The organism is Nocardioides sp. YIM B13467 (assembly GCF_042788075.1).
Taxonomy (GTDB): domain Bacteria; phylum Actinomycetota; class Actinomycetes; order Propionibacteriales; family Nocardioidaceae; genus Nocardioides.
This window is the reverse complement of record NZ_JBHZPJ010000046.1, coordinates 1991564-2006676: the sequence shown is the minus strand read 5'-3', so window position 1 is coordinate 2006676 and position 15113 is coordinate 1991564. Positions and strand designations below refer to the sequence as shown.

The following is a 15113-nucleotide window of genomic DNA, read 5'->3' as shown; positions in this document are numbered from 1 at the left end:
AGCGGCCCACGGCTAGAGCGCGTGCGCCATCCCAGCGCAGGCCTTGAGCCACGACATCTTGGTGTCCTCCGAGAGCTGGGAGTACTGCACCGTGGACCCCGCGACGAGCACCGGGTCGAACGGGACCCGGTAGACCCCGCGAGTGCGCTGCTGGTAGACCTCGGTGAGGTCGCGAGCCAGGTTGGTGTCGACCTTCGGGGACGGGTCGGAGAGCACGGTGATCGTCTTCAGCTTGAGGTCGGCGTATCCCGACTCCTGGAGCGCGTCGAGCATCCACAGGCCGCTGTAGCCGGTGTCCTCGCGCACCGTCGAGGTGACCACCAGCAGGTCGGCGGTGTCCGCGGCGGCCAGCCAGTTCTCGGCACGCATGTTGTTGCCGGTGTCGACCAGGATCACCTTGTAGAAGCGCTCCAGCAGCTGGTGCACCTGCCCGAAGTCGTCGGCGTGGATCTGGCCGGTGACATCGGGCCGCTCGTCGGAGGCGAGCACATCGAAGTGGGCGTCGCCCTGGGAGCGTACGAAGGCACCGAGGTCGCCGATGCGGGACTGGTAGACGTTGTTGAACGCGGCCAGGTTGTCGAGCAGCTCGCGGGTGGTGTTGCGGTGGGTGCTCCGCATGCCACGGATGCCGAGGGTGCCGCGGGTCTCGTTGTTGTCCCAGGCCACGATCCCGCCACCGCGCACGGTGCCGAAGGTGTAGCCCGCCGCGAGCACGCCGGTGGTCTTGGCGGCGCCGCCCTTGGGGTTGATGAACACGATCGTGCGCGGTCCGTCGAAGTCGCGCTGGATCATCGCCCGGTCCTGCTCGTAGGCGACCTCGTCCTGCCCCATCTTCGGGCTGATCAACCCGCCGGACATTCTGCGGATCGCGCCTCGCCAGCCCCAGGTCGCGGGGCCGAAACCGGCCGACTCCGCGCGCCGGTCGAGGAAGTCGGTGGCGCTGGGGACCTCCTGCCCGTGCACGCCCGGGGGTGGCGGCGTCACCGCCACCGGAGGGGGCGGGGCGGGTGTCGTGGTGACCTGTGGGTTGGTGATGCGAGTCGCCTCCTGACTCGGGTCCGAATGGGGCTGGGTGGGGGGCGTCGTCGGCCTTCCCGCCGTGTTCGGCGGGGGCGGCGTCACCCAGTGCGAGGGTGCGCCGGCCGGTCGGGTGCGCGAGTCCGGCTCGTCGTAGGGGTTGTTCTCCTGCGTCATGCGCTCTCCGAATACGGGTGCTTGGTTACGGCCTCCATCACAGCCTTGGGTCCAAACATACGGTCCCGACCGAAGCAATCGTCGATAACCGGAAAACACACGCGTCGCGCCGCACCCGAAATGACGCTACGCCTGCCCGGAACGGTCCCGGACAGGCGTACGTCTCATGCCGATCAGGCCTTGGCGAGGTCCTTCGCGACCGCGGCGAGCACGCCGTTGACGAAAGACGGCGAGTCGTCGGTGGACAGCTCGGTCACCAGGGCGGTGGCCTCGCTGATCGCGACCTCGGAGGCGACATCGCCGTCGAGGAGCTCCCAGACGCCGAGGCGGAGGACGTTGCGGTCGACCGCGGGCATCCGGGCCAGCGACCAGTCCTTGGCGAAGGCGGCGATCAGAGCGTCGATGCGCTCGGACTCGGCGACCACGCCACGGACGAGCTTGACCGTGAAGGGGTTGTTGGGCACCTCACCCTCGCGGATCTGCTGGTCGAGCAGATCACCGGCGGAGAGTCCACGGGCCTCAGCGGCGAAGAGCAGGTCGAGCGCGCGCTTACGGGCCTTGGTGCGGGCGGTGGCGACGTGAGCCACAGGTCAGCCCTTGACGCGGGAGAGGTAGGAACCGCCCTCGCGGGTGTCGACCTTGATCTTCTCGCCCTGCTCGATGAAGAGCGGCACCTGGATCTCGGCACCGGTCTCCAGGGTGGCGGGCTTGGTGCGGCCGGTGGCCGAGTCACCCATGACACCCGGCTCGGTGTAGGAGATGACGAGCTCGACCGACGGCGGGAGCTCGACGAAGAGCACGCGACCCTCGTTGGTGGCCAGGATGACCTCCTGGTTCTCCAGGAGGAACCCGGCGCCGTCGCCGATGATCTCCGGGCCGACCTCGACCTGGTCGAAGTCCGCGACGTCCATGAAGACGAAGTTGGTGCCGTCGTTGTAGAGGTACTGGAACGAGCGGCGGTCGACCGTGGCGGTCTCGACCTTGGTGCCGGCGTTGAAGGTCTTGTCGACGTTCTTGCCCGACTCGACGTTCTTCAGCTTGGTGCGGACGAAGGCCGGACCCTTGCCGGGCTTCACGTGCTGGAACTCGACCACCTGCCAGAGCTGGCCCTCGATCTTCAGCACCATGCCGTTCTTGAGGTCGTTCGTCGTCGCCATAACCGTCCGTCAGCCTTCGTCTCTTTGACCTGCACCGATGCAGGCTTCAATTGTCAATGTCCGTCAAGGTTCGCAGGGCCCCTGAGGGCCTCGGAGAATCCTATCCGCGAGTCCGCACAGGGCCGAATCAAGCAACGACCGCGGTCTTCCCGGCGAGATCCACCAGAGACAGTACGCCGACGACCAGCGCCAGCGCGCGCAGCACCCACAGCGTGGCGCTGCCCGCAAGCCCCGTCTGAGGCGGGACCGGCCATGCGGCCAGGATCCACCGCTCCGCGACGACGGCCAGCGGCGATCGCCAATATGGGTCAGGTCAGGCGGAGCCGAGCTTCGCGGCGATGACCTCGAGCGCCTCGCGATAGCCGTCGATGCCCTTGCCCGCCACGACCGCGGCCGCGTGCGGGGTGACGACACTGGTGTGCCGGAAGACCTCGGGCCGCTCGAGCGGTTCGGAGATGTGCACCTCGATCAGCGGAGCGGTCAGCTGCGCGCAGGCGTCGTAGATGGCGTAGGAGTAGTGGGTCCAGGCGGCGGCGTTGAGCACGACCGGGATGTCCTTGTCGGCCGCGGCGTTGAGCCAGTCGACCATGTCGCCTTCATGGTTGGACTGACGTACGTCCACGGCGAAGCCGAGCGCATGACCCCAGTCGACGCACATCGCGGCGAGCTCGTCGTGCGTGGTGTGCCCGTAGATCTCGGGCTGACGCTTCCCGAGACGACCGAGGTTGGGGCCGTTGAGGACCAGGACCGGCTGTAGCTTCTTGCTCACCCGGTCATCCTGTCACGGGCCCCGGGCGCTCCCCAGGCCGTCTCGACACCCGTGACGGTGATCCCAATCTAAGCGCTCACTTATATTGTGCGACACTGGATCCGACACCAGGAGACTCCGACACGAGACTCCGACATGAGGAGGGCGATGAACGAGCTCCGCACCAGCACCCAGGCGCGCGGCGACCGTAGCCGTGCCCGTCTGCTCGACGCGGCGGTCCAGGCATTCTCCGCCAAGGGGTTCCACGGCACCAGCACCCGCGACATCGCCACGGCGGCCGGACTGAGCCCGGCCGCGGTCTACGTCCACCACCGCTCCAAGGAGGAGCTCCTGCACGCGATCGCGGTGCGTGGCCACGAGGTGATCCTCGAGGCGGTCACCGACGCGACCCGCGCCGACGCCACGCCCGCCGAGCGGGTCGCCGCCGCCGTACGCACCTATGTCCTCTTCCACGCGCGCTCCCACACGACGGCCCGGGTCATCAACTACGAGCTCGCCGCGCTGACCGAGGAGCACTTCCGCGAGATCGCGGGACTGCGCCGCGCCATCGACACCGTGATGCGCGAGGTCGTCGAGGAAGGCGTACGCAGCGGCGACTTCGACACCCCCGACCCCGCCAAGGCCGCCACCGCCCTGCTCTCGCTCGGCATCGACCTGGCCCGGTGGTACCGCGACGACGGCTCCTGGACCCCGGAGGCCCTCGCCGACTTCTATGCCGACCTCGCGCTCCGCGCCGTCGGCGCTCGCCCCTGACCCCTACCGGAAAGCACCCGAGGAGAAAACACCGTCATGCGCCGCACCATCTACACCGAGGACCACCAGTCCTTCCGCGAGACCATCCGCTCGTTCATCGAGAAGGAGGTCACTCCCGTCTACGACGAGTGGTACGAGGCCGGGATCGTCCCCCACGACTTCTACCTCAAGCTCGGTGAGCTCGGCGTGTGGGGCATCCAGGTGCCCGAGGAGTACGGCGGCGCCGGGATCGAGTCGTTCAAGTACTCCGCCGTCATCACCGAGGAGCTCGCCCGCGCCGGCGTCTCCTTCGGCGGCTCGAGCACCCACGTCGGGCTCTGCCTGCCCTACCTCCTCAAGCTCGGCACCAAGGAGCAGATGGAGCGCTGGATGCCCGGCTTCGTCTCCGGTGAGGAGATGTGGGCGATCGCGATGACCGAGCCCGGCACCGGCTCCGACCTCGCCGGCATGACCACCAACGCCAAGCTCACCGAGGACGGCAAGCACTACGTCCTCAACGGCGCCAAGACCTTCATCACCGGCGGCGTCAACGCCGACCGCGTGATCGTCTGTGCCCGCACCGCGCCGGCCTCCGCCGACGATCGGCGTGGCGGGATCACCCTGCTCGCCGTCGACACCTCGCTCCCGGGCTACGAGGTCGGCCGCAAGCTCGACAAGCTCGGGCTCAAGGTCTCCGACACCGCCGAGCTCTCCTTCACCGACGTGCAGGTCCCGGTCGAGGACGTACTCGGCGAGGTCGGCAAGGGCTTCTCCTACCTCGGCCAGAACCTTCCCGTCGAGCGTCTCGGCATCGCCGTCGGCGCCTACGCCCAGGCCGCGGCCGCCGTCGAGTTCGCCAAGAAGTACGTCGCCGAGCGCAAGGTCTTCGGCACCACCGTCGCCTCGTTCCAGAACACCAAGTTCGAACTGGCCGCCTGCAAGGCCGAGGTCGACGCCGCCGAGGCCGTGGTCGACCGCGCCATCGAGGCCGAGGATCTCGGCACGCTCACCGCCGCCGAGGCCGCCTCGGCCAAGCTGTTCTGCACCGAGGTCGCCCACCGGGTCATCGACCGCTGCCTCCAGCTCCACGGCGGCTACGGCTACATGAACGAGTACCCCATCGCCCGCCTCTACGCCGACAACCGCGTCAACCGCATCTACGGCGGCACCTCCGAGGTCATGAAGCTGATCATCGCCAAGGACATGGGTCTGTGACCTGCTAGAAGCCCTGCCGAGTCGGCTCGTCATGACGAGCCGACTCGGCATACGCTCGGGCACATGACGCCGCGCGAGGACGAGAACCGTCGCCTGCTGCGCGCGCGTGACGCCATGGACCGGCACTACGCCGAGCCGCTCGACGTTGCTGCGATCGCCCGCGTCGCCCATGTGTCACCGGCGCACTTCAGCCGCCGGTTCAAGGCAGTCTTCGGGGAGACGCCGCACCGCTACCTGCAGCGGCGACGGATCGAGCGCTCGATGGCGCTGCTGCGAGACACCGCGACGCCGGTCACCGATGTCGCGCTCACCGCGGGCTTCACCAGCCTCGGCACCTTCAGCCGTACGTTCCGCGACATCGTCGGCACCTCGCCGACCGACTACCGCGCCCGGGCCGACAGCCCGGCCGTGCCCGGGTGTGTCGCCCGCGCCTGGATGCGGCCCGCGAGCTGAGCAGTTTCGGAGAAGCGCGGGGCGTCGAAGACGTCGCAGACTGGTCGCATGCTGACCAACATCAACATCACCGGAATCTACGTGCTCGACCAGGACGAGGCGCTCGACTTCTACGTCGGCAAGCTCGGGCTCGAGGTCGGGAGCGACGTCGACATGGGCTTCATGCGCTGGCTCACCGTCCACCTTCCCGGCGACCCCGACCACCAGCTGCTGCTCGAGGTGCCCGGTGGTTCCCCCGCCCACAGCGCCGAGACGGCCGCCCAGCTGCGCGACCTGGTCACCAAGGGCGCGATGGGCGCGGTCGTCATCTTCAACACCGACGACTGCCAGAAGCTCTTCGAGGAGCTCTCCGCCAAGGGTGTCGAGTTCACCGACAAGCCCACAAAGCAGCCCTACGGCATCGACTGCGCCTTCCGCGACCCCTTCGGCAACCACATCCGCGCCACCCAGCGTGTCGAGGGCCCCGTCGAGGTCACCGACGAGGACATCGCGCGCTGGTCCGGGAAGTGAGCCGAACTACGGAAGGAATTTTCCTTCCACGCCGACCGGCACCGTCCAAGCGATCCTGGTCAGCCGGCGACGACCGCGTACGCCTCCCGCAGCTGATCCTCGGTCGGCCCGGTGAGGATGCGGGGGGTGGCGAGGTCGTGGAGGACGAGGAAGCGGAGGACGGAGCCGCGGGCCTTCTTGTCGACGCGCATGGCCCCGATCAGGTCGTCGAAGCCGGCCTCGACGCCCAGCTCCTTGACGGTGGTCGGGAGGCCGACCTTCGCGAAGGTCGGCGCGTGCCGGGCGGCGACGTCGTCGGAGAGGACTCCGGCGAGGCGGGCTAGCTCGGCGGCGTACACGCACCCGACGGCGACCGCGTCACCGTGGCGGATCGAGAAGCCGGAGTGCTTCTCGAGCGCGTGCGCGAGCGTGTGGCCGTAGTTGAGCGTCTCGCGGCCGGGGTGTCCGTCGGCGCCACCGGTCTCCTTCAGGTCGGCGGCGACGACCTCGGCCTTGACCCGTATCGCCCGCTCGACCAGCTCGGCGAGAACGGGCGAGGTGGCGGTGATCTTGTCGTTCTCGTCGACCAGGCGCAGGATCTCGGGGTCGGCGATGAAGCCGCACTTGACGACCTCGCCGATCCCCGCGATCAGGTCGGCCTCCGGAAGCGTTTCGAGCAGCGCGAGGTCGCACAGCACGCCGGCGGGCTCGTGGAACGCACCGACGAGATTCTTCCCAGCGCCGGTGTTGACGCCGGTCTTGCCGCCGACCGCGGCATCCACCATGGCGAGCACCGTGGTGGGCACGTGCACGACGCGTACGCCGCGCAGCCAGCCGGCCGCGACGAACCCGCCGAGGTCGGTGGTCGCGCCGCCACCGAAGGTGACGACGGCATCGGAGCGGGTGAAGCCCCGCTCCCCCAGCGCCTCCCAGCAGTCGTTGGCGACCGCGACCGTCTTCTGGTCCTCGCCGCTGGGCAGCCCGAGGCCGAGCACGTCGTAGTGCTTCAGCAGCTCCTCGAGCACCGGCTCGGCGTACTCAGCGAGCTCGGCGGCGTAGAGGAACGCCACCCGCTGGACGCTCTCGCCCAGCAGTCCCTGGAGCCGGCCGGCGAGGCCGGAGCCGATGACGACGTCGTACGCCGCGGCGCTCTCGACCCTGATGACGGTTTCGGTCACTTCTACTCCGTGGTGTTCAGCGCGGTGAGGGCGGTGGCGATCTCGGCGGCGACGTCGGCGGCGGAGCGGCCGTCGGTGTCGACGACCAGGGTCGCGACCGACTCATAGATCGGTGCGCGCTCCTCCAGGAGCGTCTTGATGCGGCCGCGTACGTTGCCGAGCAGCATCGGACGGCCCGAGCCGAGCCCGACCCGCTTGACCGCGTCCGCGACCCCGACCCGCAGGTAGACGACGGTGTGCTCCTTGAGCAGGATCTGGGTCCGATCGGCCAGAACGGAGCCGCCACCGAGGGAGACGACCCCGTCGTGCTCAGCGAGCGCCGCAGCGACGGCGTCGGCCTCGACCGCACGGAAGTGGGCCTCGCCCTCGTCCACGAAGATGTCCTGCACGCTCTTGCCGGCGGCCGCAGCGATGTCCTGGTCGGTGTCGCGCAGGGTGACCCCGAGACGGGAGGCGAGCAGCGCTCCGACGGTCGACTTGCCCGCGCCCATCGGGCCGACGAGCACGACAGCGGGCATCAGGCCCCGGGAATTCAACGCAGCCTCAGGTTCTCGAGGTAGGCCTTGGCGTTGCGCGCGGTCTCGGCGACCGAGTCGCCACCGAACTTCTCCAGCGCCGCCTCGGCCAGCACGAGCGCGACCATCGCCTCGGCGACGACACCGGCGGCAGGCACCGCACAGACGTCGGAGCGCTGGTGGTGGGCGACGGCCTCCTCGCCGGTGGCCACGTCGACGGTACGCAGCGCACGGGGCACGGTCGCGATCGGCTTCATCGCTGCGCGCACGCGCAGGATCTCGCCGGTCGACATGCCTCCCTCGGTGCCGCCGGAGCGTCCGGAGGCGCGGCGGATGCCGTCGGCGGAGGGAACGATCTCGTCGTGGGCCTTGGAGCCCGGGGTCGCGGCGAGCTCGAAGCCGTCGCCGACCTCGACACCCTTGATCGCCTGGATGCCCATCAGCGCACCGGCCAGGCGCGCGTCGAGGCGGCGGTCCCAGTGCACGTGGGAGCCCAGGCCCGGCGGCAGCCCGTGGACGACGACCTCGACGACGCCGCCGAGGGTGTCACCGTCCTTGTGGGCCTCGTCGATGCGAGCGACCATCTGCTTGGAGCCGTCGGGGTCGAGCACCCGCACCGGGTCCTCGTCCAGGCGGGCCACGTCCTCGGGAGCGGGGACCTCGCGGCCGGGTGTACGGACTCCGCCGATCTCGAGAACGTGGGACACCAGCCGGACACCGAGCGCCTGCTCGAGGAAGGCCGAGGCGACGGCACCGAGCGCGACACGGGCCGCGGTCTCGCGAGCCGAGGCCCGCTCCAAGATCGGACGGGCGTCGTCGAAGTCGTACTTCTGCATCCCGACAAGGTCGGCGTGACCGGGCCGCGGACGGGTCAGCGGCGCGTTGCGGGCCTGGCCGGCCAGCACGTCGGGGTCGACCGGGTCGGAGGCCATCACGGTCTCCCACTTGGGCCACTCGGTGTTGCCCACCTCGATCGCGACCGGACCGCCCTGCGACTCCCCGTGGCGTACGCCGCCGGTGATCCGCACCTGGTCCTTCTCGAACTTCATCCGGGCACCGCGGCCATAGCCGAGGCGCCGCCGGGCCAGGGCATCAGCGATGTCGTCAGAGGTGATCCGGACGTGGGCGGGCAGACCCTCCATCACGGCCGTCAAGGACGGACCATGGGACTCGCCCGCAGTGAGCCAACGCAACATGAGGCCAGTGTTTCATCCCGGTCACGCAACCCCGTGCACCCGGGCTCAAAGCGAGACGGCGAACGCACCGACGAGCATGCCCAGAATCATGAAAGGCCCGTACGCCAGGGGCTCGCGCATCGCCGTGCGCGAGCGCTGCGCGACGGCGCGTCCGATGCCCCAGACGCCGAAGATCGCCAGCCCTGCCCACAGCCCGACCGCGAGCTGCTCCCAGCCGAGCCGACCGAGGACCAGGCCGACCAGCGCCGCGAGTCGTACGTCGCCGAAGCCCATGGCGTGCGGCAGCATCCGCCACAGCAGCCAGAACGCCGAGCGCGCGATCACCAGTCCGGCAATGGCGCCGAGGGTCGCCGCGGTGTCGCGCGTCCAGAGCCACTCGGCGGCGAGCAGCCCGAGCCCGACCGCGGTCGCCATCAGGATCGGGGCCTTGGGCAGCCGCTGGACGCGCCAGTCGACATAGGCGAGCAGCACGCAGAGAGGTAGGAGCGGCACCAGCGCCACCATCAGCCGCGACGGCTCCACCTGCCAGGCGAGCAGCCCGGCGAGCGCCGCCGAGACGGCCACCGCGAGGGGCAGGAGCGGAGCCCACCCTGCGATGGCCGCATAGGAGACCGCCGGCGGATCGTCGACCGGCTCGGGGAGCCGGCGAAGCAGTGCCGGCACCCCGAGAGCGAGCAGACCGGCGACGGCCGCACTCACCAGCACGACCGCCCCGGGGCTCATGCCGGTGTCGGCTCCATACTGGACTCCCTGCTGGCCAGCGCCTTCTCCCCCGCTGCCCGCATGGCAGCGAGCGGCGCGGTACGGCCGGTGAATAGCTCGAACTGCAGCACCGCCTGGTGTACGAGAAGATCCAGGCCGCTCACCGCCACGCCAGGCGCGACGGACAGCAGCGGCGAGGGCCACGGGTCGTAGACGACGTCGAAGACGACCGGCGTCGATGCCCAGCGGTCGATGAGCTCCGGGGTCTGCGCCTTCGCCGGAACCGTGGAGACGACCACGTCGACCCCACTGGTAACCGATCCCTGGGCAGCCGAGTCCAGCGGCAGCACGGAGACGACGGGCTTGCTCGGGTGACGCGAGATCATCTCGATCGTCTCCCCCGCCGCACCCGGGTTGCGCGCCAGCAGCGTGATCCGCGAGGCACCCAGCTCGGCGAGCGCGAGGCCCGTGGAGGCCGCGGTCGCACCGGCGCCCAGGATCGCGCCGGACGTGCAGGAGAATCCCTCGCCCGCGCGCTCGCGGATCGCCGCGACCGCACCGGGCAGGTCGGTGTTGTCCCCGACCCAGCCGTGCGAGGAGCGCACCAGGGTGTTGACCGCCCCGACGAGCCGCGCCCGCGGCGACATCGACCGCGCCAGCTCGTACGCCTCCCGCTTGAGCGGCATCGTCACCGACAGCCCACGCCACCGGCTCGGCGGCCAGTCGCCGCCGAGGTCGGCGACGTACTTCGCCAGGCCACCGGCCTGCACGCGCGTGGACGTGTAGGACCAGTCAGACATTCCCAGCTCGGCGTACGCCGCCTGGTGGAGGGTCGGCGAGAGCGAGTGATCGATCGGATCACCCAGAACAGCACACTTCACTCAGGTCTTCTCCTCAGCAACTCTTGGACTCGGTTGCGCAGTAGTCCTTGTACTCGGCCTTGAACTTCAAGAACTGGTCATAGTTCTTGGCGAACTTCGTCTCACCGGTCTTCAGGTTGACGGTCACGTAGTAGTACCAATCACCTTCCGCCGGGTTGAGCGCGGCCTGGATCGCGTCGTCACCCGGCGCACCGATCGGCCCCGGAGGCAAGCCCTTGCTGGTGTAGGTGTTGTAGGGCGAGTCGACGGACTGGACGTCGACGCCGCCGAGCTCGGTGCTTCCAGACTTCCCGAGCGCATAGTTGACCGTCGCGTCGATCTGCAGGAAGCCCGCCTGGCCGGCCTTGCCGGGGTTCTCGACCCGGTTGTAGATCACCCGGGCGATCTTGGACATGTCGTCGCCACGACCCTCCGCCTCCACGAGGGAGGCCACGGTCATGATCTGCTCTGCCGTGCACGCCTTGCCGCCGCCGCACTTGAGCTGTTTGGCGCGCGCCTCGATGTCGTTGTCGCCGAGGGCCTGCTCCCACCGGTCGACCATCATCGCCAACATGTCGGTCGGCGTGGCGTCGGGCGGGAAGGCGTACGTCGCCGGGAAGAGGTAGCCCTCGACGTTGCCCTTGGCGTAGTCGGGCAGCCCGATCGCCTCGGTGTCCTGGGCGGCCTTCTTGAAGTCGGCCGGCTTCTTCCCGGTCTTCTCGGCGAGCACCTTGTAGATCGCCTTGGCGCGCGACCCCTCGGTGATGGTGACGTTGACCGTGTCGATGTTCTCCGGGTTGGCGAGGACATCGACGGCGTCGGCGGCCTTCATCTGCTTCTTCAACGGGTAGAAGCCGACCTGGACGGTCAGCCCCTCCTCGTTGGCCGCCTCGATGAAGGCGTCGACCGACTTCACCACGCCGGCCTCCTTCAGGTTGCGCCCGACCGCCGAGACCGAGTCGCCCTCGTGCACCTCGAAGGAGACGGGGTCGGTGCCGGGACCGGCGTAGTCGGCCGGCGGCGCGACCATGTCCTTGACGTAGTCGATCGCCCGGTCGCCCACGAAGTAGAACCCACCGAGGACCACCGCCATGGCCACAAGCACGGCCAGACAGCCACCGAAGCGTCGTTTGCGCTTCGGTGGCTCCTCGTCGAAGTAGGGATCGTGATCGGAGGGACCACCCTCGAAGAAGGCCGGCTGCTGCTGGTAGGTCGGCCCGCCGTAGCCGCCCGGCCGCTGCGGCGGCTCCTGCCGGCCGTAGCCCGGCGGGGGCGTGCCGGCACCGGGTACCGGACGAGGCCCAGGGCGCCGACCCGGCTGGCCCTGCTGCGGAGGCATCTGACCCGGCATCTGCGGCGGCATTCGGCGTGGGTCTCGGGGATCCTGCGGAGGCTGCTGCCGTGGCGGGTGGCCACCGTGCGGATCGCGACCATATGACCCCTGGCCAGGGCGACGTGGGTCGCGCGGGTCCGGGGGGTAGTAGCGCTCACTCAATGACCGACCTCAACGATCTCTCCAGGCGCGGTGCCCGAAGCGCGCTCACTGTCCAATGCGTGTTGCAGGATCACAACCGCCGCGGCCATGTCCACCACGGCTCGGCGGTCCTGACCCTTGCGCCCCCGGTCTCGGAGCATAGCCTCCGCGGAAACTGTGGTGAGTCGTTCGTCGATGAGGCGAACCGGGACCGGGGCCACTCGCCGCGCCAAGGACGCGGCGAAGTCCCGGACCTTAGCAGTCGCCGGGTTCTCCCCTCCCTTGAGGGACCTGGGCAGCCCGACGACCACCTCGAGCATCGTCGACTCCTCGGCGATCTCGGCGACGATCGCCTGCAGGCGCGTGAGGTCTCCGCGACCCTTCTTGACCGTCTCGAGCGGCGTCGCCAGGAACCCCGTGGGGTCACTCCTGGCGACGCCGATCCGGGCGTCGCCAGGATCGAGACCGAGGCGTACGCCGTGCCGCATCAGGCTTGCGCGACCAGCGTCGCGACCATTCCGAGCGCGGTGTCGATCTTGGAGACGTCGGTGCCGCCGCCCTGGGCGAAGTCCGGCTTGCCGCCGCCGCGACCACCCACGACCGGCGCGAGCTCCTTGATCAGGTCACCCGCCTTGACGCCCTTGGCGATGCCGGCCGGGTTGACCGCGGCCACGACCGCGACCTTGTCGTCGGCGTCACCGATGAGCACCACAGCCGCCGGCGCGTCACCGAGCCGGGCGCGTACGTCCTGGGCGAGCGTGCGGGCGTCGCCGCCGCCCACACCCGGGACCCGCTGGGCGACGAGCTGGACGCCGTTGACGTCGACCGCGGAGGCCGCGATCGAACCACCGGAGGCGAGCAGCTGTGCCGTGCGCGCCCGGGCGATCTCCTTCTCGGCGGCCTTGAGCCGCTCCATCAGGTCGGAGACCCGGCCGACGACGTCGTCGGACTTCGTCTTGAGCAGCAGGTTGAGCTCGGAGACCACGTCGCGCTCACGGGCGAGGTAGTTGAAGCCCTCGACGCCCGTGTAGGCCTCGATGCGCCGGTTGCCGGAGCCGACCGACGCCTCGGAGGTGACCACGATCGTGCCGATCTGGGCGGAGTGGTCCACGTGGGTGCCGCCGCACAGCTCGCGCGACCAAGGGCCGCCGATCTCGACGACCCGCACCTTGGAGTCGTCGTAGGTCTCACCGAAGAGCGCGATCGCGCCCCACTCCTTGGCCTCCGGAAGGGTCATGTAGTCCCAGGAGACCGGCAGGTCGGCCCGCAGCGCGTGGTTGGAGACCTCCTCGATCTCGTGCATCTGCTCGGGGGTCAGGCCCTTGGTCCAGCCGTAGTCGAGACGCAGGTAGCCGGGGCGGTTGTAGGAACCCGACTGCAGCGCGGTCGGGCCGAGCACCTCGCGCAGCGCCGCATGCACCACGTGCGTGCCGGAGTGGGCCTGGCGGGCGCCGAGACGCCACTCGGGGTCGACCTGCGCGTGCACGAGCGACTCGCCGCTCGTTCCATGTGCAGAGAACTCGCCGTCGACGACCCGGACCTGGTGCACCACGAGGCCCTTGACCGGCCGCTGCACGTCGACGACCTCGAGCCGGCCGCCGTCGAACTCGATGATGCCCGCGTCGGCGGACTGGCCACCGGACTCGGCGTAGAACGGGGTGCGGTCGAGGACGATCTCACCGATCTCCTCGGGGCCGAGCACGTCGACCGGCTTGCCCTCCTTGAGGAGGGCGATCGCCTTCGACTCGGTGTCGAGGGTCGTGTAGGCCTGCCAGTCGGTCGGCCCGTTGCTGTCGAGGATGCCGCGGTAGACCGACACGTCGGCGTGCTGGCCCTTCTTGGCGCGCGCGTCGGCCTTGGCCCGCTCGCGCTGCTCGGTCATCAGGCCGCGGAAGCCCGGCTCGTCGACCTCGAGGCCCGCCTCGGCGGCCATCTCGAGGGTCAGGTCGATCGGGAAGCCGTACGTGTCGTGGAGCTGGAACGCCTTGGCGCCGGTGAACGTGGTGGACCCGCTCGACTTCACCTCGGTCGCGGCCAGGTCGAAGATCTGGGTGCCGGCCGCGAGGGTCTTGCGGAAGGCCTCCTCCTCGGCGTCGGCGACCCGCTTGATGCGGTCCCAGCCGGTGTGCAGGTCGGTGTAGGTCTCCCCCATCTTGTCGCGGGAGATCGGCAGCAGCTCCGGCATCGCCGGGTCCTCGTAGCCCAGCAGGCGCATGTTGCGGATCGCGCGGCGCATCAGCCGGCGCAGGACGTAGCCACGGCCCTCGTTGCCGGGGGTCACGCCGTCGCCGATCAGCATCAGCGAGGAGCGCACGTGGTCGGCGACCACGCGGAAGCGGACGTCGTCCTCGTAGGAGGCGCCGTACTTCTTCCCGGTCAGCTCCATCGCCTTCTCGATGACGGGGAAGACGACGTCGGTCTCGTACATGTTCGCCTTGCCCTGCATCAGGTAGGCGACACGCTCGAGGCCGAGGCCGGTGTCGATGCTCTTCTGCGGCAGGGCGCCGTCGATGTCGACGTCGTACTTGGACCGCGCCGCGACGACGTTGTCCTGCATGAAGACCAGGTTCCAGAACTCCAGGTAGCGGTCGCCGGCGTCCCAGTCACGGTCCGCGCCGAACTCCGGGCCGCGGTCGATCAGGATCTCCGAGCACGGACCGCCCGGCCCGGGCACGCCCATGGACCAGTAGTTCTCGCTCGGGGGCAGCCGCACGATGCGGTCGTCGGGCAGGCCGGAGATCTTCTTCCAGAGCGCGACCGCCTCCTCATCGCCGTTGAGCACGGACGGATAGAGGACCGACTCGTCAAACCCGAAGCCGCCGTCGGCGACCGACTTGGTGACCAGCTCCCAGGCGAGCGTGATCGCGCCCTCCTTGAAGTAGTCACCGAAGGAGAAGTTGCCGCACATCTCGAAGAAGGTGCCATGCCGGGTGGTCTTGCCGACCTCCTCGATGTCGGGCGTACGGATGCACTTCTGCACCGAGGTCGCCCGGTCGTAGGGCGGCGTGGCCTGGCCGAGGAAGTAGGGCTTGAAGGGCACCATGCCTGCGTTGACGAAGAGCAGGTTGGGGTCGTCGAGCAGCAGCGATGCCGACGGCACCACCGTGTGCTCGCCGACACTCGTGTTCTCGGCGAAATGCGCCGTGAAACGGCGGCGGATCTCCGCCGTGCTCAACCAC

General features: G+C 69.6%; 16 protein-coding genes. 4 read left to right on the top strand and 12 right to left on the bottom strand.

The window, feature by feature from the left end:
• Nucleotides 1-12 precede the first annotated feature (12 nt).
• From ACFX43_RS16685 to ACFX43_RS16670, 4 genes are all read right to left on the bottom strand, one after another.
• Entirely contained in the window at nt 13-1194 is a 1182-nt protein-coding gene (locus tag ACFX43_RS16685; protein ID WP_378829928.1) for a MinD/ParA family protein, read from the bottom strand.
• Between the two features lie 173 nt (nt 1195-1367).
• A complete protein-coding gene (nusB, locus tag ACFX43_RS16680) occupies nt 1368-1781 on the bottom strand; it encodes a transcription antitermination factor NusB (RefSeq protein WP_160022948.1) in 414 nt (137 codons plus the stop codon).
• 3 nt (nt 1782-1784) lie between these two features.
• The gene (gene efp, locus ACFX43_RS16675; protein ID WP_355224970.1) at nt 1785-2351 is read right to left on the bottom strand and encodes an elongation factor P; all 567 of its coding nucleotides are present in this window, start codon (nt 2349-2351) and stop codon (nt 1785-1787) included.
• A 313-nt stretch (nt 2352-2664) separates the two neighbouring features.
• On the bottom strand, nt 2665-3120 hold the full coding sequence (locus tag ACFX43_RS16670) for a type II 3-dehydroquinate dehydratase (protein ID WP_378829901.1): 456 nt from the start codon (nt 3118-3120) through the stop codon (nt 2665-2667).
• A 147-nt stretch (nt 3121-3267) separates the two neighbouring features.
• Here ACFX43_RS16670 and ACFX43_RS16665 point away from each other — a divergent pair, with 147 nt between their 5' ends.
• The 4 genes from ACFX43_RS16665 (at nt 3268) to ACFX43_RS16650 (ending at nt 6030) form a co-directional block, all read left to right on the top strand.
• Complete coding sequence (locus ACFX43_RS16665) at nt 3268-3873, top strand: TetR/AcrR family transcriptional regulator (protein WP_355021714.1); 606 nt, start codon at nt 3268-3270, stop codon at nt 3871-3873.
• A gap of 36 nt (nt 3874-3909) precedes the next feature.
• Nucleotides 3910-5067, top strand: coding sequence for an acyl-CoA dehydrogenase family protein (locus ACFX43_RS16660; RefSeq protein WP_378829894.1), 1158 nt, complete (start codon nt 3910-3912; stop codon nt 5065-5067).
• Between the two features lie 63 nt (nt 5068-5130).
• Nucleotides 5131-5520, top strand: coding sequence for a helix-turn-helix domain-containing protein (locus ACFX43_RS16655; protein WP_378829886.1), 390 nt, complete (start codon nt 5131-5133; stop codon nt 5518-5520).
• Nucleotides 5521-5568: 48 nt separating this feature from the next.
• Nucleotides 5569-6030: a VOC family protein gene (locus tag ACFX43_RS16650; RefSeq protein WP_378829879.1), complete on the top strand. Its 462-nt coding sequence runs from the start codon at nt 5569-5571 to the stop codon at nt 6028-6030.
• A gap of 59 nt (nt 6031-6089) precedes the next feature.
• Here the strand turns inward: ACFX43_RS16650 and aroB are convergent, their stop codons facing one another.
• From aroB to alaS, 8 genes are all read right to left on the bottom strand, one after another.
• Nucleotides 6090-7187: a 3-dehydroquinate synthase gene (aroB, locus tag ACFX43_RS16645; RefSeq protein WP_378829876.1), complete on the bottom strand. Its 1098-nt coding sequence runs from the start codon at nt 7185-7187 to the stop codon at nt 6090-6092.
• A gap of 2 nt (nt 7188-7189) precedes the next feature.
• Nucleotides 7190-7705, bottom strand: coding sequence for a shikimate kinase (locus ACFX43_RS16640; RefSeq protein ID WP_378829851.1), 516 nt, complete (start codon nt 7703-7705; stop codon nt 7190-7192).
• A gap of 14 nt (nt 7706-7719) precedes the next feature.
• Nucleotides 7720-8898: a chorismate synthase gene (gene aroC, locus ACFX43_RS16635; protein WP_378829842.1), complete on the bottom strand. Its 1179-nt coding sequence runs from the start codon at nt 8896-8898 to the stop codon at nt 7720-7722.
• Nucleotides 8899-8943: 45 nt separating this feature from the next.
• Nucleotides 8944-9621 carry a prepilin peptidase gene (locus tag ACFX43_RS16630; protein ID WP_378829830.1) on the bottom strand — a complete coding sequence of 226 codons (678 nt, stop codon included), beginning with the start codon at nt 9619-9621 and terminating at the stop codon, nt 8944-8946.
• Nucleotides 9618-10481 (bottom strand): shikimate dehydrogenase, encoded by an 864-nt coding sequence (locus ACFX43_RS16625; RefSeq protein WP_378829826.1) that lies wholly within the window; start codon nt 10479-10481, stop codon nt 9618-9620. Before ACFX43_RS16625 ends, ACFX43_RS16630 begins: the two co-directional genes overlap by 4 nt.
• Before the next feature lie 13 nt (nt 10482-10494).
• Entirely contained in the window at nt 10495-11799 is a 1305-nt protein-coding gene (gene mltG, locus ACFX43_RS16620) for an endolytic transglycosylase MltG (protein WP_378829817.1), read from the bottom strand.
• Between the two features lie 152 nt (nt 11800-11951).
• Nucleotides 11952-12422: a Holliday junction resolvase RuvX gene (gene ruvX, locus ACFX43_RS16615; RefSeq protein ID WP_378829808.1), complete on the bottom strand. Its 471-nt coding sequence runs from the start codon at nt 12420-12422 to the stop codon at nt 11952-11954.
• Nucleotides 12422-15109 carry an alanine--tRNA ligase gene (gene alaS / locus ACFX43_RS16610; RefSeq protein ID WP_378840941.1) on the bottom strand — a complete coding sequence of 896 codons (2688 nt, stop codon included), beginning with the start codon at nt 15107-15109 and terminating at the stop codon, nt 12422-12424. Before alaS ends, ruvX begins: the two co-directional genes overlap by 1 nt.
• Between the last annotated feature and the right edge of the window lie 4 nt (nt 15110-15113).